Here is a 20,382-nt window from a genome sequence, read left to right on the forward strand (position 1 = left end):
GCCTAATTCCTCCCGGCAAGACGTGGGACGAAGCCACCTGCATCTGCGATATGCTGGAGACGGGTGATCTCCCGATCGACCAGATCCAGAGAGATGCCAAGGCCGATTTCGTAGGTAATTGCGCGCAAGTTGCGGCAGCGCATGATCGCTGCTTCGAGAATCGGGAAAATCGCGTCGAGGATCGGCTCGACATGCGTGTCGCGATAACGCCAGCCGTGCTGCGGATGAATGCTACCGCCCGCCACGTGAATTTCGACCACGCTATCGAGCGGCAACGCCGTGAGTACGTCGAGCGGCTCTTTGTTGAAGTAGATCGCATACGAAAACACGTGGCTCACGTCGAGGACCATGCCGCAACCAGTCTCCGCGATCAGCACGCCGAAGAATGCTTCAAGCGTCATATTGCCGGCAACGAAACTGCAAGAGGGCAATTCGGCGAGAAATGGCACGGACGTTTCCCTTTGCACCGCCCGCACGCCTGCGATGGTTTGATCGAGCACGTCCTGACACAGCAGCGGCGGAGCAAAGTAGGGGATGTTGTACGGGCCGATATTCCAGATCCCGATATCTTCCAGGCACCAGAGCGCACCGAGCGCGTCGCTAATGTCGCGCTGACGCCGCAGCACGTTCAGGTTGATGCCCTCAACGCCGCCGGGCGCGACGCCGGTAAAGTGATGCAGGATCGGTAGCGCCGTCATCTCCTTGAATGACAGCACTTCCCGATCGGTCACGAGGCCGACGATCGAGACGTGGGATAAGCGGGCGGCCAGAGAATCGAGCAGATCCCCGAGTGGCTTGCCGTAACTGTAACGGTGCTGGAAGTCGAGTCCTACGCCGATTGCTTGCATGTTCTACGCGCCGTGGAATTTCACATGGATGTTCTGGCCGCTCCTGCGAATCACGCAGTTGACGTCCTGCTGAGCCGGCTGATAGTCGGACTGCTCGCCAAATACCTTGTCGAAAGAGAGGGAGAACGGAGCGACGAAGCTCTCAAGCGTCTCACTTCCCTCGCACCATTTCAAATGAGCGTTCCAAGGGGTGTCCGCTTCGATCGAAACGGACAGACCCGAGTACACACCTTCTATCCGCGCGAGGAGTTTGAGGACCGGCGACGCGGCTGTGCATTCGACGAAAAACAAGCTGAAGTCTTCGATTAGCGTACGTCCGCGATGCATCCAGAACCCTTCCGATTTTGCGTAGTCCTGCACATACGGTAGAAGTTCGGCCTTGCTGAGCTTCCTGTTCAGCAGGCGCATGTCGTCATGCAGCACGGTCCGCAGGTTCCTCACCCGGGCCGCCCTCTCCACCTGCAGGCGGTCATGCGAAAGATGGCTAACGACAAACGCCTCCTCAGCCGACGCAGGCACGTCAGGCGTGCCGGAGTACATCGCGCGGAGGTAAACCTGCTGGATTTTTTTTGCGTCCACCGTCAACCTCCAGCGATTGCGACTCCGAACGTCACGGTGTCACCGTCGTTCAACAGAACGTGAACATCGAACGCCTGTTCGTCGTTGACGAACATCGCGACAAACGCCTTGGGCGTTATCTCAGCATTGAGCTCCCGGAAAAGGGTGTTGAAAGCACGTTGATTCACTTCCCTGATCTGCCGGAACAGTTGCTGGACATTCGCTACATCGACAATCAGGTGCTGGTCGTCCGTCATCGAACGGGGCAGGGAAACGGTGATCTGGGCCATTTACAAGTAGATCTCGAAGTGTTGGGTGAGCCGGCCGCTGTCGGGATTCACGCCGAAAATGCCGGTGGACGCGTGGAAGCAACGAGCCATCAATACGATGAGCCGGTTGAATCGCATCGGCAATTCGCCGATCTGCAACCAGTTGGACCAGTCGGCGCAGTAACTGCGAACTAGGCTCGGAAACTCTGGATCATTGGCGCCAATGTCGAACCGCTCGCTCAACGCGGTGAACCAGCGGCGGTTCATCGAAGTTTCGCCACTCAGCTTGCACTGGTACAGCCCGACCCCGCCGGTGCAGTGCCGGTTTTCCGCCAGATAGACAATCGCCGAATATCGCTGTGCGTCCTGATGCACGGCGTCGGGACGCGTCGCCTCGTGATGCTTCATCGCGAGGCGGAACTTGCCCTGCCTGAAATCCTTACCGGCAATCGGGGTCTCGTGTGCACCCATGCCGAGTTCGGTCATGATGTCTTGACGTACAGCCTCCCAGTCCATTGCGTCGGACCAAGCTTCTCCGCCGGGATACATCGCGCCTTCCTTAGGACGGAAGTCCAGACTCAGGGCGAGGTCGCGGACGGTTTGGGGATCCTCGTAGTAGTCGTCGAGAATCAACACTGAGCGCGTTTTCATAGGCTTTCCAGTTCGATCCGCGAAGCAGTTGGAGTGACCGCTGGCGCGGTGCGGGCGCGCCCGCAGGCGCAGGTGAGACGCTTATGCAGCTTCCGTTGGCTGAATGTGTCGTCGAGCCCGTGGTACACAAGTGCCGAACAGGCGTCAGCCTCGATCCCCAAAATAACCTTGATTACCTTGGCGGCCTGCAAGAGCCCGATCAGTCCGGGCACGACCCCCATCACGCCGGCTTCCGAGCAGGACGGTGCAATTTCCGCTGGCGGCGCTTCCGGGTAGATACAGCGATAACAGGGACCACCTTGACTGTTGAGCAGCGCCACTTGGCCTTCGAATTGGAAAACCGAACCATGCACGATTGGCAGACACAACGAGAGGGCTGTGTCATTGATCAGGTAGCGGGCTGAGAAGTTGTCGGTGCAATCGACCACGACATCGAAATCCGAGCAGATGCGCAGCGCGTTGGACGGATCGAGCTTCTCCGCGAACTCGCTAACCCGCAGGTCGGGGTTCATGCGCATCAGTACTTCGCGGGCGACCTCCGCCTTGGGTCGCCCGATGTCGTCGGTGCTGTAGATCACCTGACGCTGCAGGTTACTTATATCGATCACGTCGTGGTCCACAATGCCAATACTGCCAACACCGGCCGCGGCAAGGTAAAGCAAACATGGTGCGCCCAGACCGCCAGCGCCGATCACCAGGACTTTGGCCCCCTTAAGTTTTTCCTGTCCGGCAACTCCTACCTGCGGAAGAATAAGTTGGCGGGCGTAGCGCTTGCGTTCGCCGCTGGTCAGCGTCGATGGTTTTTCGACCGAAAGCCCAGCCGCCTTCCACGCGGACAATCCGCCGGCTAGTGACATGACACTGACGTACCCAAGCGCCCGCAACGAAGCAGCAGCCATCATCGAACGTACACCGCTCGCGCAATACAGCACGATCGGCGAAGCTGGATGCGGAATCTGTTCTGCGACCTTCATTTCCAAAAAACTTCGCCCCGGCACGCATGCGCCGGGAATCACTCCCTGTTCGGTTTCACTTTCTTCGCGGACGTCAAAAAGAGGAACAGACTGGAGAAGCATCGTTTGCGCGTCGGCGACAGATATTTCGGGCACGACATTACGTGTTCTTATCAAAAAATCATTCAGTATTTTTGGAGTCATTGCTTTACTCGATTTGCAGACGCAGCAAAAACAATAGCCTCTCGACTAAATAATAAATCTGGCAGCCAATTGCGGATTTAATCTCACGGCAATCCGAAGTTTTCCCGCAATATTGTAATAACAGGCACGCCCGGGCGCGCCTGCATTTATCCTAGGTCGCGGATAAATTTATTCCTGCCATTCCTTGTTCGAAATCAGCTGGCTGAGCGACAGCGTCAGCTCGTCTTCAGCGATCTGTTCGGCCTCGAGTACCTTTGCATCTTGTTCGAGGGCCGACTGCATTTCTTCGTTCATGATTTCTCCGATAAGGGAAAGTCGATTTGAATGCCTATTGAAAATCCGCGGAAGGATTCCCTAAAAGGCGAAATGAGTCTAGAAGGGGGTTTTTTTGAAAACAATACTTTTGTATGAGGAAAGCATATAAATCTTAGACGTTTCACACTAAGTTCTGCGCGCCAAAAGGTCAGTCATCATGTTTTTGATGTGTTAAACACAAAATCCGTTATATTTCCTTCAAATATCTAACATTCATCGAACGCCACCGCACTCTTGCGATGCGATTAATCAAGACATAGCTGGTATTGACGCCCTCTCAAAAATTGAACCGCGTGGTTGAATGGGCGCTTGTCGCCCCTTAGGGGCACGCACACGGCCGCGTTTGCAGAGGTTCATACACGAGCCGACAGACCTCAGAACGATCCTCTAGCGTCCTGAGTTAGAAATTGATTGAATAATTGCCGTCGAGTACTACCGTGCTCAGTAGGGCACTTCCTACGAGGAGGCGGCGATGAGCGGACGTCCCAAAAGGGAGCTCGTGCTGAGCGAATCAGAACGCGAGCAACTGAAGGCGCTGACGATGAGGCGCAAGACAACGCAGGCGTTGGCGTTGCGAGCGCGCATCGTGCTGGCCTGTGCCCAAGGGATGGACAACAAGACCCCGTTTACATGGGACGCAAATTCAACAGCATGCGTATGTCGTGAGTTATAAATTCATTGCATTATTATCCGTGCCGCCCCGGCCATCCTGTGCTACCACGGGCACATCCTGATGGAGAACTGCTCGGGGCTGACGTCGGCGCCGTAGAGACTCATGCAGAAGGTTTTGCCGAGCGTGCCAGCGCCTTGCAACTGCTCGACCGCATGCTCGGCGCTCATGCGAAGACAGTGGTGCCAACAAGGCCTATGACACGCGCGACGTCGTGAACGATTGCCACGCCCGCAATGTGGCGCCGCATGTCGCGCGCATCGACGAACGTTCTCGCGGCAGCGCAATCGACGGTCGCACTTTGCGGCACGCGGGCTACCGGATCAGCCAGATCATCCGCAAGCGTATCGAGGAGCATTTCGGCTGGAGTAAGACCGTCGGTCGGATTCGGCAGACGGTTTATCTTGGCATCAAGCGCGTCGACCACCACTTCAATCTGACGATGGTTGCGAGCAATCTGACCCGCATGGCGCAAATGCTAGGTGTGGTGCTGCAAGGAGCGGCGCGGTGAGCCGCGACGGCGTGGCGACGGCACAGCGTGGGCGCTGCAAACATGCGCGTCACCTGCAAAAACCTCCCGGCGAACCAGCAATTCTGCAGCCAATCATATGCGGAAACCTCGTGAACACTGCACCGATCTTCATGAAGGGGCGCTTTTCAACAGCATGCTAGGCTCGACAGCCACACCGCTACCGGTCAGATCGGCGAACCTTCCAACGGAAAGGTACTTTGCGTCAGAGCTTCATACCGTACCCGACAGTCTCCGATCGCGCGTGTCCAAGTAGGCAACTGCCGGCCGTACAACAGTTCCGGATTCAACCTCCAAAGTTCGAATGATGAATGTGACAAGCCAAGAAAGAGCTTTACCTTCTATTACATGCCGCTTCACGCAAGGCAGACGGCGACACGTGTCGGACCGTCATCTCGGCTCTACCGAATACTGCCGGTCGCGTCAGAGGAGGAGGTTTCAGCAGTTCGCGACTAGGCCGGGGGCCACCAATTGAACGTGTCGATGCAAGCCGGGCGATTCGATGGCACCCTCCGGCTAATAGGTTGTGTCAAACTCTATTGTCGCAAGATTTCTGTCCGATTCGAGTTACGGTGCGTTTGTGTCGAACTCTATTTCTCTGGAATGAGCTCGTGTGTGTCGCTGGGCCCCTGACTCTATAGGGTGCCATGTGTCAAACTCTATTGTTCCTTCACAGTGGCACTTACCGCGTGTGGGACGAGTTGCAGCTAGAGCCTATCCGCGAAATCCATTGGTATGAGTCGCGCGGGGCTCCGCTTACCGATGCGGACAAAACGCTGTTTCAGGGCGAGGCATGCGAGCAAGCCTACACTCTTGTGCGCTCACTCACCGATCACGACCAAGCCGCTGACGCCTACAGACGGCGCAAATAGGTTAGGGGAACGGCGAGTCAAGCCGCGATCATCAACAATTCAAACGGGAGAATGCGAGTGACGAAATATCGATGCGAAAGCGTGACCGATCCAGTATCCGGCAAGGTCTTTATTGAAGTTTTTTACCCAGAGGACGCGAAGCGGGCTTTTTTCACCAGCCCGGCGCACTTTGCGACCCACGAGGACGCAGAGAAACAGTTCAAGGAATTTGCCGGCGAGGTATTGCCTGATTTCACCAAACTGCCCGCCGACCCGAGCAACAAAGGATGGGTGCTTGGCTTTGCCGTTGTCAGAAACTCGCCGTGGCACTTCGGTGGAATATACGCGTCGGAAGAGGATGCAGAGCGCATAGCGGGCCGTTTCGGTCACGCTTATGAATTACGGTACGGCTCTCACCAAATCGATTCCGACAACTTCGTCGCTGTCGACCGCTAGGCAACGGAAAAGCGAATGGACCAAAATGATTTCGTATTTTGCGGCGCGCCTCGCGGTACTTGGTGCGCGAGTTCCTCCGCGCCTCGAAACGGTAATCCAGGATGTACGGCAGCTACAAAAAGCCCGCGCCGACGACCAGTGACGACCTACAGCACCAAACACGCCAATCGCCTGTAGGTCCCGAATGGAGTCGGTTTTTACGCCCCCGGGTGGGCCGCGTTACCGCAAAGCGCGACTGATCTCTCTCGGAACAGGCAGTGGATGGCCATGACTGGTGTGAACGCGGGTTAGACCTGCAAGCACAGATTCCGACCGGATTGTTACACGCTGAGTAATGAGCCCGCGGCCGGTGGTGACGGACGTCGATTCGTGTGGATTCTTGCGCTCGATGCAGTCGTTGTAATCGACGTCAATCTGGAACATTGCTGTGTCGTCACCGTCTTTGACCACCAGTCGCATGGAACTGAGGAGAACCCCTCGCAATTGATCGTCCAATATTCGGTTCAAGATCCGATCACGAATGATGCATGAACTCGTCGGCCCTTGAAATTCAGCGTTAGTGTGGCGCAAGTGAACGATCGCGAGGCGTACGCCCACGGTAGTAAAGGCAAGACGAAATAAGAGCGCGCAGGGGCGCCCCGACTCGTCCGGATACGCGATGTCGGCAAACTCGGTTTGATACGCCATGCAAGCTCCACGGAGTTGAGTTATGCCGGTCCAAGCAGACCGGTACAACTCACCCTACGGAACCGCGCAGGATGTCAAGGCAACGTCAGCTGCTTAATGGTGGCTCTAAGCCGGGTGACGGTTCGCTGGCTGACGAGCCCTAGCAGTCGACTCGTGTCTTCGTTGCTCCTTCCGAGCAGCAGTTGGCGCCGTGCGAACGTGTTCCTCAGGATGCGTGGGCTCATATCGGGTGCCATGAACCCAATGTCCTCAAGAGCATCTCTCACGATCGCGCCGAGCAGGACATCATTCATCGTGCCAGTCCGGCCTGGCGCAGGGAACAGCAGATCGTCATCGACAAATGGGCCTGCTTCTCGCCAACGTCGCAAAGCCGGCAGCGAAAACGACGGGAGCGTAACCCTCCGGTCATCGCGCGGGGCCCGCTTTGCCACATATACGTTAGGCCTTGCGCCTTCTGTTACGACGTGGCCGTAGTTCGCATGTCTTAGCTCGACGGCGGATATGCCGGCACCAAGAAAAAGGGCGACCACAGCTCGATTCCGCAATATCCGTACATCATCGCCGACGGACTGCATGACCCACGTCTGCAGGCGGTTGTCCGCTTCCTCGTCGAGGAACAACGGCAGTGGCTCATCCTCAGGCCACCGTTCGAATAGCCCCACCTCTGACGCGGGGTCGCTGGTGCGAAGCTCGATCTCGACCAGGTGCCGGCACAGGCGCCGTAACATTTTCGCGTACCGCAAGCTGGTCGACGATCCGGGCTTCGAGCGAGTTTCGATGTCGCGAAAAAATGATTCGACGTGTGCCGGGTCGAAGGTGGCCACCGTCGCTTTTTGTGCCTGGATATGGCGCAAAAAACGGTCGAACATTGCAGCGTGTTGGACGCGCGAACGTTCAGAGAAGGGCTTGCGGTCAGCTCCGATCGCCTCGGTTTCTTGCCAGAGTCGATATGCATCTGATGGCGCCGACAGCCACAAAGAAGTTATATCCATTGTCACCTTATATACTGAATTTGCGTGCCGCGCACTCCGACGCGAATCTTCGATTCGTCAATTTGCCTTCAGGAAGGGGGCGCCTCCTGAATAGAGAACAGCGTGTAACCAATACTGCGGACTTAAGCCTGGGCAGGAGCCGCAAGGGGAGATATGGTGTGGTGCTTCAGTTATCCGGAATGCACAAGTTGCCATTTTTTCGCAAATGATGATCGAACTTGAAAGGCAAAAAACTGGTTCTTCGAAGTTTTGCCGGTCATGGGGTCGAGTTTCCGTGACTTCAACGGTGGAGTTTACGATGGCCTTGGCGTTCGAAGAAAAAATCGCAAACAGGCTCTGGCTGTCCGGCCGGGAGGCCAATATTGACTTCTCCCGGATGTGCCTCGTCGTATAACCAGGCGGGCGGTAGCTGGTCAGTGCGTCGCAGGCCGTACGACGCGGGGTCGTGGATAATTTCGTCAAGCTGGGCGCTGATCACACTTCGTACATACGTATCTTCGTCGCTGGAAAAATGAATCCACGAGTGGTCAACACGTTGATGGAGGATAAGGATCGCCCGCTCCCGGACATCAATTACGACACGGACGGCAAGAAAGGGCTCGGACGCAAATGGTGATTCCCATCTGCCGACGATTAGATGAGTCAGAATAATTCCTTGGCTGTTTTCTCATCTATCAAGGTAGCAGTTCCTTCTGAAAGTCAAACCAGCTGACTCTCGCGGTAACCTCCTCAGGCGACGACCGTGATAGCCGGAACTTAGCTAACTTGCCGCCAGGCCCGCTCGATAGCCCCGAACACGATTGGTACGAAGTCGTGACCTTCAAAGGAAACGGGCCGGTCATCGTTCGGGTAAGCCAGTGCGGACGGCGCCCGGATCATATCAAGGAGTCGCCTGCTGAATTTGCCGGTCGCCTCGACATCAGCCAGTACTTCAGACTCAATTTTGTGTATCAGTGCCCACGTCAGAAACCCTTCGGAGCGATATCGTCGGACAACGGCCGGTACCGCATCTCGCACAGCGGCCTCGGCATCAAAAAGCACGTTACTGAAATCCGGCATCATGTCTCCTGTATTAGTGGCCATCGAATTATTATCCGCACGTGCCACAGTAGGTGGCGAATTGGCGGCTCTTATCGTGGTTGCTCGATTCGAAAATGGCGACGAGAACTGACGGTCGCAGGTCAAGGAGTAACTCATCAAGCGGCCAATCGATGCTCATAGTACGGACGATCCCTGTCATCCAGGATCGCATACAGACTCGCCAGATCAGTCGCATCCGGATTCAACCACGCGTCAATGTTTTCGGGCTTGATCGGAATGATGCACCGGTCATGGCCAGCTGCCGCGATCTCTGGCGGTGGCTCGTCGGTAATCGCGGCGAAGGAGAGCAGGTCCGGCTCACCGGGCGCGCTCCATCGCGACCACAGACAGGCGACATGCATCAGCTCGCCGTTGGCCGGCCGAAACTCCAGCACGACATTCTCGTCACGTTCATGAGTCTCGAGCAGTGTGCCTTCCATTTTTGCCCTGCTGACATTCTCGTAAAACACATCGACGAGTATGATCCCGTGCGTGTATCCGAAGCACGGCTTCCAGAAGCCTTCAAGATTGTCGCGACGCGCGTTGTAGGTGCCCGGATACTTCACATCGTACGATGCGGGCTTGCCGGCGATACGACACTGGTAACGCATCGGCTTCACGACACGCTGGCCATTCTCCATGACCATGACGGGCGCGTAGTGACCTGGAAATATGCGGGAATCACGGGCCTTCGGTTCGGTCCGCAAAATGTCCTTTAGCCGGCTTTGAGCCAATGCGATCTTGTCGGTCGCGATGCGCTGGTTTTCGGTTGCCGCCTTCGTAACTTTCGTGAGGAGCGAGCGCTCTGCGTCTGCCAGACGCTTGCGTTGCCTGAACAGGTCTTCCTCGAACTTCGCGGCCTGACCGACATTGAACCGGTCGATAAGTGCCTTTATCTCGCGTCCAGCGTCGTTATCCGGCTCGGCGAACGCATCTTCCATCGCCTTCGGAATCTTCGCCTTGCTCACACCTTCGGCGCGCTCGAAGAACAGCCGCGCGAATTCCTCGATGTCCATTAGCGCACCGAACGTACGCACGAACTTCCGGTAGTCAGCCTGGATCTGAGCCGAGTAGCACATGAGCGCCTCCGTTTCACTCCCATGATACGCATTGTCCGATGCGACGGAAATCCGGCGTCTGGCGATGGCGGTCGCAGGGGAGGGCAGACTGTCGCCGCTGATCATTGTGTGGCGTTGGCCCGCTACAAGCCCTCAGCAGAAATTGCGACTAGCCGTATGCAGGCCGCCAAGCAGATCGGACATATCGACGAGCCGTTGCGCAACAAGGTGGCGAACCTCGCCCTGACACTGCCAGACCCCGTACACGGCGAGCAGCGACGCGCCCAGCGCCTCCTTTCGCTGTTTCTCCAGCAGGCTCGGCCACACGATGACATTCACATTCCCGGTTTCATCTTCGAGCGTCACGAACATGACGCCCTTCGCCGTGCCTGGTCGCTGACGCACAGTAACCAGCCCGCAGCCGCGTGCAAGACGACCATCGCCATAGGTGCGCAGCGTCGAAGCCGGCATCAGCCGGTTGGCGAGCAACTGGGGCCTCAGTAATTCGAGCGGATGCCGGCCGAGCGTCAGCCCGACCGACCGGTAGTCGGCAACAATGTCGTGCGCTTCTGTCGGCGCGCCGAGCTCCGGTGTTTCGTCCTGGATAGCCGCTGCCGCGAGTATGTCCCGATCGGGGACGGCCGCGACAGACTGCCAGAGCGCTTCACGACGATTCCCCGCGAGTGATGCCAGCGCATTGGCTTCCGCCAGCACCTGCAGATCCTTCCTGTCGAGTTGGGCCCGGCGTGCGAGATCGTTGACGCTACCGAATGGCCGGACAGCTCTGGCGTTCTCGATCCGTTCTGCCGAGCCGTCCTTCATGCCGCGCAGCAGCGACAACCCGAGCCGGACGGCCGGCCGGGTTGCATCAGCGCTCCGCTCAAGCGCTGAATCCCATCCGCTGATCGTCACATTGACGGGCAACACCTTGACATCGTGGCGCGTCGCATCCTGCACGAGTTGCGAGGGCGAATAAAAACCCATCGGCTGGCTGTTGAGCATCGCCGCGAGAAACGCCTCAGGCTCATGACACTTGAGCCAGCTGCTGGCGTAGACCAGCAGTGCAAAGCTTGCCGCGTGGCTTTCCGGAAAACCATACTCACCGAATCCCTTGATCTGCTCGAAGATAGCCTCGGCAAACGAAAGCTCGTAGCCACGCTCCTGCATGCCGAGCACGATGCGATCGTAGTATTTCTCAAGGCCTCCCTTACGCTTCCAGGCGGCCATGGCGCGGCGCAACTGGTCAGCTTCGCCGGCGGTGAAGCCGGCGGCGAGGATAGCGACCTGCATCACCTGTTCCTGGAAAATCGGCACCCCCAGTGTCCGGCCCAGCGCGGTTTTAAGTGCGTCGCTTGGATAGGTTACAGGCTCAAACCCCTGCCGCCGCTGCAGATAGGGATGAACGGCCCCGCCCTGGATGGGCCCTGGTCGGACAATCGCAACCTCGATGACGAGATCGTAGAACGTCCGGGGCTGCATCCGCGGCAGCATGCTCATCTGCGCGCGCGATTCGATCTGGAACACGCCGACGGTATCGGCCGCCGAAATCATTTCGTACGTCGCTTCGTCTTCAGGCGGAATGTCCTGCATTTCGAAACGCTCGCCGCGCTGCTCCGACACCAGGTCCAGCGTGCGCCGGATGGCCGAGAGCATGCCGAGCGCAAGCACGTCGATCTTGAGCAGTCCCAGTGATTCGAGATCGTCCTTGTCCCACTCGATCACGCTCCGGTCCGCCATTGCGGCGTTTTCGACAGGCACGAGCCGGGTGAGCTTGCCGCGGCTGATGACGAAACCGCCTGAGTGCTGGGACAGGTGACGGGGGAAGTTCAGCAGTTGAGAGGCGAGCCTGGCCCACGCCTGGATCAGTGGTGTCTCCGGATCGAGCCCCGATTCCGCGAAGCGCTTGAGCAGGTCCTGGCTGGTATCGAACCAGTGATGCGACTTCGCGACCACGTCCACAATCTGCGGATCGACACCGAGCGCCTTGCCCGTCTCCCGCAGCGCGCCGCGCGGCCGGTAGGTCGACACCGTTGCGGCAATCGCTGCGCGGTCCCGGCCGTATTTGCGGTAGATGTACTGGATGACTTCTTCGCGGCGCTGGTGCTCGAAGTCAACGTCGATGTCCGGTGGCTCGCCGCGCTCCTTACTGATGAAGCGCTCGAACAGCATGTTGCCGCGCGCGGGGTCGACTTCCGTGACACCCAGGCAGTAGCAGACCGCGCTATTGGCCGCCGAGCCCCGGCCCTGACAAAGGATGTGCTGGCTGCGGGCAAAGCGCACGATGTCGTACACCGTCAGAAAATATGGCTCGTACTGCAGGTCTGCAATCAGCTCCAGTTCGTGCTCGATCTGTTCCTGCACCGTGTGCGGAATGCCTGAGGGAAAACGGCGCTGCGCCCCGATGTACGTTTCCTGGCGGAGATAGGCTGCAGGCGTGAACCCGGGCGGCACCAATTCGTCCGGATACTCGTAGCGCAACTCATCCAGTGAGAACGTGCAACGGGCGGCAATGTCGACGGTGGCCGCCAGCGCGTCATCCGGATACAGATTCGCCAGTCTGAGCCGCGAGCGAAGGTGCTGCTCCGCATTGGGCGCGAGATCATAGCCACATTCGTGAACCGGCCGGCCGACCCGGATCGCGGTCATGGTGTCCTGCAAGGGCTTGCGCGAACGCACATGCATGACGACGTTGCCGAGTGCGACCACGGGCACCTCACGGCGACGGGCGATAAATTCGACTGCGCCGCGGTGGATGTCATCCATCGCCCGTTGATGTAAAACCAGACCCACCCACGCGCGGCCGGTGAACGTGTCGTCGAGCCATTGGACCTGCGCATCCAGCGAATCTTCGCGGGCAGGAAAGTCGGGTACGAGGATCGCCAGACAGTCGGGCATGCCAAGCAGATGCCGGTATTCCCGGTCAGGGCGGGAGATGTCCTGCGGCGTCAGCCGGTACTCGCCCTTGGGGGCACGCGTGCGGGCAAGCGTGATGAGTTCCGACAGGTTGCCGTAGCCCTCGCGGTTCCTTGCGAGCAGGATCAGTCCGAACGCCGGCGAGCCGTCGGCGTTCACCAGCCGGAAATACGAACCAACGATAAACGGAAGTTTCGCGGCTTTGGCTGCCACGTGCGCCCGCACGACGCCGGCGACGGAACATTCATCGGTGACGGCCAGCGCCGAGTAGCCGAGTTGTGCCGCGCGCTGGGCAAGTTCCTCCGCATGCGAGGCGCCATGCAGGAACGTGAAGTTCGAAAAGCAGAAGAGCTCGGCGTAATCCGGTAATGAAGCGAAGGTGGCATCCATCGCGCATCATCCGAACAGGCCATGAAGAAACCATCGCGGGTCATCTTCGGCGTCGCGGCTGCTGACGCGTTCGCGATAGATCCAGAAACAGCTCTGTTCGTCGCCCTGTGCCACGAAGTAGTCGCGCGTCATCAGTTCACCGTCGAACCAGCCTGCCTCGATGCGTTCGCCGGGCGACACCATGCGCAGCGGCGAGCCATAAAACGGTCGGTGTTTGCGCATGAGCAGCCGGACGGGGTTCTCCAGCAGCCAGGTCGGGCGCGGTAACCCCTCGGGCAGCGTGGTGCCTTTTGACGCACTGGCAACCGGTACCCACCGGTTGGCAATCTCGGGGCGATAGTCTGCGGTTGGGGCAGGGCGCAGCACGTTGTCTTCGCCAAGCCGCGCGACGAGCAGTTCAAGAAGGCGCGCGTGATCTTCGGCCGTTCCACCCGGTTCCGGAAACAGCGTGTCAGATGTGGGCGTGGCGGGCTGCACGTTTGTCGCATCGAGCCGTAAAGCGATGACCGGCGCGGTCAGCTCGATGCGGCCAAGCCGTTCCTTGACGAGTCGCACAAGGTGTTCTTCGCGCCAGGTGGGTTCGCCCAGAGCAATCGCAATCGAGGTTGGCTCGATGGCCTGTCTGCCGCGCTCGTGCTCCAGCGAGAGGGCGGCGCCTGTCAGTGCCAGTTGTCTCGCGCACAGCCAGCCGCACAGCTGCACAATCAACCGGTGCGCAGCAAAGAGCGCGGCCTCCGCGTGCTCAATACGATCGGGCATTTCAATGCGCGCAGAAAACGTGGGTGGCAGTTCGAGCCACTCGAAAAGCTCAGGCGCGGTGCCAAACGCCCGGTCCAGCGAATCGAGCAGGTGCTCGCCGCACCGGCGCTGCAGTCCCGCCCGTGGCAGCCGCCGAACGTCGGCGATCGTCGCGCAGCCAAGTCCCGTGAACCAGTCTGCAAACGGGCGAACTTCAGGCACGGACAGCAGTGACAGGTCCGATAGCTGCCGTTCCAGCGAATCCAGTTTCAGTACGCGCCGGTTGCGATTCCTGGCCAGCAGCCACGCACCCTGGCCGGTGGGCGCGGCGCTGATCCGCGCGGTCAGTCCGATTGCCTTGAGGATGGCTTTCGCCTGCCGGCAGATGGCGAGTAGCCCGCCGAAAAGCCGTAAGCTCGCGCCGATATCCGCCACGACGACCGCTTCGTCCAGCAGGGCGACGTCGGGGGAAAACTGCATGAGGGCGACTGCGACTTCACGCTGCGTGGCGTGTTCCCGCCCGGTGTCCCGCTCGTACATCTGGACCTCAGGTGCGAGCGTCAGCACACCACCGCGCTTCATGCCAATCCGGATGCCGGCAGCTTTGGCGATGCTGTCGACGATCAGCACCTTGTCTTTCTCGAGCACCACACTGCCATGCGCTGGCTCAGGCAGCCACTTTGGCCGGAAGACCTCGAGTTGCAACCGGGGCAAGTGGACGGCGAGAAATACGCGCATGGTGCGAAAACAGGACAGGTGTGGGTTGAAGAGGAATGGACAGAGGTTCTGCGCGTGCTGGACCTCGTCGCTTCGCAATGTCGACGGTCAGGCCGTCGCGTTCCGGTCTTAACGCGAGCCGGAGAACGGCGGGCGATGCATCCTGTGCCGCAGCCAGCGGCCGCACCATGAAAAACAGTGTCTCCGACGACTGGGCAGCCAGATGAAGCCGCCGCAGTGACGACGTCTTGACGTACTGCGACCAGAAAAGCAGGGCGCCGCAACTTCCTGCGCGCAGGATCTGCTCTGCCGACCACAATGCGTCTGCTGTCTTTGACGCGCGAATCTGCAGCAACAGCTCTGGCGCCAGGCCGATGTACTCGAGACCGAGCCCGTTCGGGACATGCGGTGGCTGAACCATGGCGACTGGGCGGTTGCCCAGCGTGCTGAGCGCGGGGCGAAGCAGTCGCATCTCTCCCACACCGGCCTGCTGCACCAGCAGGTCGACCAGCGCGCCGATGGGCCAGCCGCCGCCAGGAAGCTCTTCTGACAGCGCCGGGTAGCCCGTGTCCACGACCCGCCCATGTCCGCGGGCGAGCTGCGCCGCCCGCCACAAGGACGGGTGGATGGCTTCCGGAGAGGGTAGTGGCAGAGTCACGATTGCTGAAAATACCTGTATGGATGTACAGTATCCTACATGTTTTTTCGTCGCGGTGAACTGGCACTTATTTGTGGGAGAGCGGAATGGACATGCGCGTGCGAAAGCCTAAAGGGCATCCAATGCCTGAGATTGCGGGCTTTGTCGCGGCTATGAAAGCAGCCTTTTGCGCTGCAGAGATTGATGATGCAATATGCCGTGGCAAGGCGGGAGCGCCGACTTTCTACGCACGCGAAAATGGCCGTTCAGTGGGAACGCCGGCGTCGGATCAAATCAACAACTGGCGAGTTGATTCTTCTTTACGAGACCGGCACTATTGCGCCGGCTGTGACGGTGCGTGCGTAGGCACCGAAAATTCGTGTAAAGCGTAAGTTGAACGATGACTCTGGAGAATGCATGCGTCGATTACTGAGAGCGGGGGCAATGCTGCTGACGTTCGCTTCGTCGGTGATGGCGGGCGAGCGCTATATCGAGGTGTCGAATCCGCCTGAGGCACGAGGTGCGGCACGGCAAGCGGCTCCGCTGCGGACAATATCAATGAGGTCAATGTCCCGTCATGCATCGCCGCGACCAGGCCGGTTTCATCCGCGACAGTCGGCGGCAGCATTGCCAAAACTGGCATCAAAACACGGTCAGGGAGTGGACCGGCCGCGACTGACCCAACCCGACGTCGCAGACATTCCGTGGCAGATCACTCCCGAGGGGCATATTCTGCGTGTTGGCACAGGCGAAGCACGCGCTCAAATAGACCAGTAAAGGTCTGGAATTTGTCGCGATAAAGCCAGAGAAGTGGCTTGAAGCTTGGCTAACGGAATTTCCGAATTCGGCCAGGAAGCGACGTTCGATGATGATAGCTGGATCCTCGACAATCGGCCATTCGACGGTATTGACCTGTCCGATCAACAGACGCTAGGATTGCTTCTATGCTGAGTCTCAAGACATTCCTCCCTTCGCTGGTCCATGCATGTTGTCAAAACATGCCGGGGGGAAGTTGCGTCTAGCGATCTAGCTACACGTTAATCAATCGCCTTCTGGCCGCCCGTTGCAAAACCGGCGGCTTTTTTTGTTTTGTCCCAATACTTTCTCGACAGGAAACTCCATGCCGCTCGCGCTGTATGACACCTGGTCGCGTACCGTGCGTCCGTTCACATCAATACTCGTCGGTAAGGTCGGCATGTATTGCTGCGGTCCCACCGTCTATGACTACGCACATATCGGCAATCTGAGAACCTACGTGTTCGAGGACATCCTGCGCCGCGCATTGACACGCAACGGATATGAGGTCAGGCACGTCGTCAATATCACCGATGTCGGTCATCTGACTTCGGATGCTGACGAAGGCGAAGACAAGATGGAAAAAGGAAGCCGTCGGGCCGGAAAATCGGCGTGGGCTATTGCGCGGAGCTTCACCGAGGCGTTTGTCGCCGATTGGCGCGCTCTTAACCTGCTGGAGCCGACGGTATGGTCCCGCGCGACTGATCACATCGCTGAACAGATCGCGTTCATCCGCGAACTGGAGCGGGCCGGTTACGTGTATCGGACCAGTGACGGTCTATATTTCGACACAGGTAAGCAGGACGATTACGGTTTTCTGGCTCGGCTCGATCGCGCTGGCCTTCAGGCGGGCAAACGCGTCGCAGTAGGCGACAAGAAAAATATCACGGATTTTGCGTTATGGAAGTTCAGTCCGCCTGACATCACGCGCCAGATGGAATGGGATAGCCCATGGGGACGAGGATTTCCGGGCTGGCATATCGAATGCTCGGCCATGTCGGCGAAATACCTTGGTCACTGGTTCGATCTTCATTGCGGTGGCGAAGACCATATCGCCGTGCATCATAGCAACGAGATTGCGCAGACTCAGGCGGCCCACGGCACTCGGCTCGCGAATTTCTGGATGCACGGACACTTTCTGACGCTCGATTCCCATACAAAGATGTCAAAGTCGAGCGGCGATTTCATTCGTCTGCAGACTTTGCAGAACCGGAACATCGATGCAATCGCATACCGTTACCTGTGCCTGACGGCCCACTACCGAAGCAAACTGCATTTCAGTTGGGCGTCTCTTGATGCAGCGCAGATAGCCTTGAACCGGCTACGGCATCTCTATTCCGGCTGGCCGGACGGTGGTCGCATCGATCCGGATTTCGTCGCACGCTTCAACGTCGAAGTGGATGAGGACCTGAATCTGCCGCGAGCGCTGGCCGTGCTTTGGGAACTAGTCAAGAGCCCTCTGCCGCCGGCTACCTTGCGAGCGACCGTGGACAACTTTGACTCGGTGCTAGGACTCGGGCTACGCGACTGGAAACCGCTTGTGTCCGACATTCCGGAAAACATCCAGGTCTTACTGAGCGAGCGCGAGCAGGCCAGAGCGAAAAAGGATTGGGCAAAAGCCGATGACATACGGAAGACATTGACCGCGCGAGGCTGGAGAGTCGAGGACAGCAAAGAAGGGCAACGCCTTATCGGAATCACTACGGGCGCGACAGATATTGGGCATGAGTGATTATTGCAATTGGCGCCAAACTGAGTGTCCGGTCTGCACGAGTTCGACTGACCGTTCAGGGTCGGTCTCTGCCTTTTGCATCACTGTTGCGATTGGCGATTGATCTCGGTCCGCGTCGGACGCTGTCCGGCCGTCTACGGACGTTCGCGCACGTTTTCATACGGTCGTTCGACCGTCGGCTCCGTCCAGACAACAGACCGTCGTGCGCGAAAGATGTCAATCGGGGCATCGGCCATTAGCCGCTGGTTGAATGCCCGGTCGGTCGGACGCTAAAATCAAACTTCGTGCCGCCGTTTTTGTGCGAGGCGGTAGCGCAGAGTTCGACGAACTCGAATGGCTTTTTGTGGTGCATAAATGCCCGGCCGCGATATAACATCAACTGGAGATATGCCGATGGATAGTGGGAGTTCAGGTCTGTCTCTGCCGGAGCGAAGGGCTCTTGCTGCCGGGCTTTTACTGGAGGGAATGGGGATTAGCGAGGTTTCAAGGATGACGAACCTAAGTATTCCCACAGTGAGCAAATACAAGGTTCTTGTCGAAAGGAACGGTCCTGACGCGTTGACTCGCCTCCGAATTCACGGAAATACCCCAAGGCTGGATGATGCATCGCAAAGCTGGCTTGTCAGCACTATCAAACACTCACCCAGCCTGTACGGCTATCCAGGACCTACCTGGAGCAGAAGACAGTTACGTGATGTGATCTTTCGGCGTCTCGGCATTCAATTTTCAGTTTCGCATGTCGGCCACCTGGTCCGCACATACGGTCTCGCCTACCGACTCGGCTAGTTGACCGTTCGTTACTCGCGCACAAACATCCCGGGCGGTGTCGCCATGAGAACCGACGTTTCATTACGCTAGCAGGCGCTCAATTGACTCGCGCATCGTCGCGACGGGCACAGGCTTTTGCCAAAGATCGTCCCAGATGGGTGCGTCAAACACGACTCGATGCTCGGACGTAGCCAGGATGAGAGGGGTCTTGGCCAAAGTCGCGTCGCTCCTGAATCGTCGGCACAGCGCGATACCGCTTATATCAGGCATTAACCAATCGGTAACAATGAGATCGGGTTGCACCTGTTTCGCGACGTCGAATCCCTTGGCCCCACCTTCTGCCGTTTCCACACGATAACCCAACAGTTTCAGGAGACGCATCCAGGCCGTCAGGACGCTACGATCGTCATCAACGAGCAGAATGGTTTTCCGTGCACTCATCAAGAGTTTGATTCCCAGGCCGTTGGTCAATCCATTCGTCGGCGCAGTGCGGAAGCCGTGGTGACTGGCCCGCGCAACGACAGGTTCTTAGCGACCGTATTTCACATTAGTCACGAGGTCCATCATATTGCAGGTCCGACCTCAGATGATCATGTTTGAGAAAATGCGGGCCACCCGCGCCCGGTTTCGCTGCGGGGAGCAGTCGGAATATCTGGCACGATCGCGCTATGCTCGGCTTTCTTGTGGCGGTGTTTTGCCCGCCAAACCCGGATGGACCAAATTTCTGTTGAAGGCCGACTAACGCCGCCGGTCGTTGCTTACATGACGAAATTGTTGTAAGGTTTTTGCAGGCACGCGATGACGATTGCTAAAATAGAACCAGAGAGAATTTTGTGGACCGACCCAACCGATCCGCGCTGTCGTGTGCGCGTTTGACCACGGCAACGGAGTTGGGAGAGGGGCTAATCAGACGGCTTGTTGAAAATATCATCAACGATTTTTTGAGCCGCGCTGTAGCCGCCCATCAGGGCGTCGGCTTCTGTGGCAAACGGCCGGCCCCCGGTATCACCAAATCTTTGTGGAGAAAAAAGGGCGACCGCCTGACCTGCCTGGAAACACTCTCACCGTCGCAACAAATCCAGTCCCTCTTGCAGGTGCCGGGATTTGCTGCCAGCTGAAGTCGGATTCGACACCGACTTCGAGGGTAAAGCCCTCATATTTATACGTGCGATTCATGCGCTGCTTCCTGATCCTTGCGATGACTCCCGATCTGCACGAACAGATCCACGATCGCACGCGTTGGTACGCTGGCCGACAGGGTCGCCACCTTGGTTGGGCTAAACCAGCGACATTGCGAGATTTCGTTACCGGGCTCGGGCAGGGCCTCTGGCGAAAGCTCGACGGAAAAGACGTGATGCTGCTTGTTAAGTCCACCAAACCGGAACAGATAAATCAGGTCCGTCACAGCGAGGTTCGTTTCCTCTATCAGTTCGCGTCGCGCCGCATCTAATGGTGACTCAGTCGCCTTGATTGTGCCGCCGGGCAACGACCAGCGGAAGCGTGCGCGAGCAACCAGCAGCACTTTTCCATTCTGGATGCATACGATTGTGGACCGATCTTTCATGCCTTCT

21 protein-coding genes and 1 pseudogene are annotated in these 20,382 nt (G+C 58.2%); 7 read left to right on the top strand and 15 right to left on the bottom strand.

Annotated elements, in window-relative coordinates:
• Positions 1–2: 2 nt before the first annotated feature.
• The 6 genes from P3T18_RS05385 to P3T18_RS05410 form a co-directional block, all read right to left on the bottom strand.
• The gene (locus P3T18_RS05385) at positions 3–848 is read right to left on the bottom strand and encodes a multinuclear nonheme iron-dependent oxidase (RefSeq protein WP_429298866.1); all 846 of its coding nucleotides are present in this window, start codon (positions 846–848) and stop codon (positions 3–5) included.
• A 3-nt stretch (positions 849–851) separates the two neighbouring features.
• Complete coding sequence (locus tag P3T18_RS05390) at positions 852–1,427, bottom strand: hypothetical protein (RefSeq protein WP_429298867.1); 576 nt, start codon at positions 1,425–1,427, stop codon at positions 852–854.
• 2 nt (positions 1,428–1,429) lie between these two features.
• Positions 1,430–1,696: a hypothetical protein gene (locus P3T18_RS05395; protein ID WP_429298868.1), complete on the bottom strand. Its 267-nt coding sequence runs from the start codon at positions 1,694–1,696 to the stop codon at positions 1,430–1,432.
• Positions 1,697–2,326, bottom strand: coding sequence for a DUF6445 family protein (locus P3T18_RS05400; RefSeq protein ID WP_429298869.1), 630 nt, complete (start codon positions 2,324–2,326; stop codon positions 1,697–1,699).
• A complete protein-coding gene (gene moeB / locus P3T18_RS05405) occupies positions 2,323–3,483 on the bottom strand; it encodes a molybdopterin-synthase adenylyltransferase MoeB (RefSeq protein ID WP_429298870.1) in 1,161 nt (386 codons plus the stop codon). Before moeB ends, P3T18_RS05400 begins: the two co-directional genes overlap by 4 nt.
• Before the next feature lie 168 nt (positions 3,484–3,651).
• Positions 3,652–3,777: a hypothetical protein gene (locus tag P3T18_RS05410; protein WP_429298871.1), complete on the bottom strand. Its 126-nt coding sequence runs from the start codon at positions 3,775–3,777 to the stop codon at positions 3,652–3,654.
• A gap of 493 nt (positions 3,778–4,270) precedes the next feature.
• Between P3T18_RS05410 and P3T18_RS05415 the strand changes: the two genes are divergently transcribed.
• The 3 genes and pseudogenes from P3T18_RS05415 to P3T18_RS05425 all read left to right on the top strand — a co-directional run bounded on the left by P3T18_RS05415 (position 4,271) and on the right by P3T18_RS05425 (position 6,304).
• On the top strand, positions 4,271–4,471 hold the full coding sequence (locus P3T18_RS05415; RefSeq protein ID WP_429298872.1) for a hypothetical protein: 201 nt from the start codon (positions 4,271–4,273) through the stop codon (positions 4,469–4,471).
• Between the two features lie 18 nt (positions 4,472–4,489).
• A pseudogene (locus P3T18_RS05420) lies at positions 4,490–4,979 on the top strand (transposase); the annotation flags it as partial.
• A gap of 971 nt (positions 4,980–5,950) precedes the next feature.
• The gene (locus tag P3T18_RS05425) at positions 5,951–6,304 is read left to right on the top strand and encodes a hypothetical protein (protein ID WP_429298873.1); all 354 of its coding nucleotides are present in this window, start codon (positions 5,951–5,953) and stop codon (positions 6,302–6,304) included.
• A 219-nt stretch (positions 6,305–6,523) separates the two neighbouring features.
• On the opposite strand, the gene P3T18_RS05430 is transcribed toward P3T18_RS05425, so the two are convergent.
• Both P3T18_RS05430 and P3T18_RS05435 read right to left on the bottom strand, forming a co-directional pair.
• Positions 6,524–6,991, bottom strand: coding sequence for a hypothetical protein (locus P3T18_RS05430; protein WP_429298874.1), 468 nt, complete (start codon positions 6,989–6,991; stop codon positions 6,524–6,526).
• A 74-nt stretch (positions 6,992–7,065) separates the two neighbouring features.
• Positions 7,066–7,983, bottom strand: a complete 918-nt coding sequence (locus tag P3T18_RS05435) for a tyrosine-type recombinase/integrase (RefSeq protein WP_429298875.1) — start codon at positions 7,981–7,983, stop codon at positions 7,066–7,068.
• 445 nt (positions 7,984–8,428) lie between these two features.
• Here P3T18_RS05435 and P3T18_RS05440 point away from each other — a divergent pair, with 445 nt between their 5' ends.
• Positions 8,429–8,599 carry a hypothetical protein gene (locus P3T18_RS05440; protein ID WP_429298876.1) on the top strand — a complete coding sequence of 57 codons (171 nt, stop codon included), beginning with the start codon at positions 8,429–8,431 and terminating at the stop codon, positions 8,597–8,599.
• A gap of 140 nt (positions 8,600–8,739) precedes the next feature.
• On the opposite strand, the gene P3T18_RS05445 is transcribed toward P3T18_RS05440, so the two are convergent.
• The 5 genes from P3T18_RS05445 to imuA form a co-directional block, all read right to left on the bottom strand.
• Positions 8,740–9,066 (bottom strand): DUF2471 family protein, encoded by a 327-nt coding sequence (locus P3T18_RS05445; RefSeq protein ID WP_429298877.1) that lies wholly within the window; start codon positions 9,064–9,066, stop codon positions 8,740–8,742.
• Positions 9,067–9,179: 113 nt separating this feature from the next.
• Positions 9,180–10,142, bottom strand: coding sequence for an SOS response-associated peptidase family protein (locus tag P3T18_RS05450; protein WP_429299046.1), 963 nt, complete (start codon positions 10,140–10,142; stop codon positions 9,180–9,182).
• A 132-nt stretch (positions 10,143–10,274) separates the two neighbouring features.
• Positions 10,275–13,424, bottom strand: coding sequence for an error-prone DNA polymerase (locus tag P3T18_RS05455; protein ID WP_429298878.1), 3,150 nt, complete (start codon positions 13,422–13,424; stop codon positions 10,275–10,277).
• Between the two features lie 6 nt (positions 13,425–13,430).
• A complete protein-coding gene (locus P3T18_RS05460; RefSeq protein ID WP_429298879.1) occupies positions 13,431–14,900 on the bottom strand; it encodes a Y-family DNA polymerase in 1,470 nt (489 codons plus the stop codon).
• Positions 14,830–15,537 (bottom strand): translesion DNA synthesis-associated protein ImuA, encoded by a 708-nt coding sequence (imuA, locus tag P3T18_RS05465; RefSeq protein WP_429298880.1) that lies wholly within the window; start codon positions 15,535–15,537, stop codon positions 14,830–14,832. The genes P3T18_RS05460 and imuA overlap by 71 nt, the downstream gene beginning before the upstream one ends.
• An 86-nt stretch (positions 15,538–15,623) precedes the next feature.
• Here imuA and P3T18_RS05470 point away from each other — a divergent pair, with 86 nt between their 5' ends.
• Both P3T18_RS05470 and cysS read left to right on the top strand, forming a co-directional pair.
• Positions 15,624–15,908 (top strand): hypothetical protein, encoded by a 285-nt coding sequence (locus P3T18_RS05470; protein WP_429298881.1) that lies wholly within the window; start codon positions 15,624–15,626, stop codon positions 15,906–15,908.
• A gap of 728 nt (positions 15,909–16,636) precedes the next feature.
• Complete coding sequence (cysS, locus tag P3T18_RS05475) at positions 16,637–18,043, top strand: cysteine--tRNA ligase (RefSeq protein ID WP_429298882.1); 1,407 nt, start codon at positions 16,637–16,639, stop codon at positions 18,041–18,043.
• An 849-nt stretch (positions 18,044–18,892) separates the two neighbouring features.
• Here the strand turns inward: cysS and P3T18_RS05480 are convergent.
• Positions 18,893–19,282: a response regulator gene (locus P3T18_RS05480; RefSeq protein WP_429298883.1), complete on the bottom strand. Its 390-nt coding sequence runs from the start codon at positions 19,280–19,282 to the stop codon at positions 18,893–18,895.
• A gap of 362 nt (positions 19,283–19,644) precedes the next feature.
• Between P3T18_RS05480 and P3T18_RS05485 the strand changes: the two genes are divergently transcribed.
• Complete coding sequence (locus P3T18_RS05485) at positions 19,645–19,929, top strand: hypothetical protein (RefSeq protein ID WP_429298884.1); 285 nt, start codon at positions 19,645–19,647, stop codon at positions 19,927–19,929.
• Between the two features lie 41 nt (positions 19,930–19,970).
• Here the strand turns inward: P3T18_RS05485 and P3T18_RS05490 are convergent, their stop codons facing one another.
• Positions 19,971–20,375, bottom strand: a complete 405-nt coding sequence (locus P3T18_RS05490; RefSeq protein ID WP_429298885.1) for an NUDIX hydrolase — start codon at positions 20,373–20,375, stop codon at positions 19,971–19,973.
• Positions 20,376–20,382: the final 7 nt, after the last annotated feature.

This window comes from Paraburkholderia sp. GAS199, assembly GCF_050436585.1.
Classification (GTDB): domain Bacteria; phylum Pseudomonadota; class Gammaproteobacteria; order Burkholderiales; family Burkholderiaceae; genus Paraburkholderia.

Excerpts from the sequence above, each read along its gene's own strand:
- P3T18_RS05430 (WP_429298874.1), bottom strand. The coding sequence starts at position 6,991 with ATGGCGTATCAAACCGAGTTTGCCGACATCGCGTATCCGGACGAGTCG.
- moeB (WP_429298870.1), bottom strand. The coding sequence starts at position 3,483 with ATGACTCCAAAAATACTGAATGATTTTTTGATAAGAACACGTAATGTC.
- P3T18_RS05400 (WP_429298869.1), bottom strand. The coding sequence starts at position 2,326 with ATGAAAACGCGCTCAGTGTTGATTCTCGACGACTACTACGAGGATCCC.
- P3T18_RS05395 (WP_429298868.1), bottom strand. The coding sequence starts at position 1,696 with ATGGCCCAGATCACCGTTTCCCTGCCCCGTTCGATGACGGACGACCAG.
- P3T18_RS05460 (WP_429298879.1), bottom strand. The coding sequence starts at position 14,900 with ATGCGCGTATTTCTCGCCGTCCACTTGCCCCGGTTGCAACTCGAGGTC.
- P3T18_RS05455 (WP_429298878.1), bottom strand. The coding sequence starts at position 13,424 with ATGGATGCCACCTTCGCTTCATTACCGGATTACGCCGAGCTCTTCTGC.
- P3T18_RS05445 (WP_429298877.1), bottom strand. The coding sequence starts at position 9,066 with ATGGCCACTAATACAGGAGACATGATGCCGGATTTCAGTAACGTGCTT.
- P3T18_RS05435 (WP_429298875.1), bottom strand. The coding sequence starts at position 7,983 with ATGGATATAACTTCTTTGTGGCTGTCGGCGCCATCAGATGCATATCGA.
- P3T18_RS05415 (WP_429298872.1), top strand. The coding sequence starts at position 4,271 with ATGAGCGGACGTCCCAAAAGGGAGCTCGTGCTGAGCGAATCAGAACGC.
- P3T18_RS05385 (WP_429298866.1), bottom strand. The coding sequence starts at position 848 with ATGCAAGCAATCGGCGTAGGACTCGACTTCCAGCACCGTTACAGTTAC.
- cysS (WP_429298882.1), top strand. The coding sequence starts at position 16,637 with ATGCCGCTCGCGCTGTATGACACCTGGTCGCGTACCGTGCGTCCGTTC.
- P3T18_RS05490 (WP_429298885.1), bottom strand. The coding sequence starts at position 20,375 with ATGAAAGATCGGTCCACAATCGTATGCATCCAGAATGGAAAAGTGCTG.
- P3T18_RS05470 (WP_429298881.1), top strand. The coding sequence starts at position 15,624 with ATGGACATGCGCGTGCGAAAGCCTAAAGGGCATCCAATGCCTGAGATT.
- P3T18_RS05450 (WP_429299046.1), bottom strand. The coding sequence starts at position 10,142 with ATGTGCTACTCGGCTCAGATCCAGGCTGACTACCGGAAGTTCGTGCGT.
- P3T18_RS05410 (WP_429298871.1), bottom strand. The coding sequence starts at position 3,777 with ATGAACGAAGAAATGCAGTCGGCCCTCGAACAAGATGCAAAGGTACTC.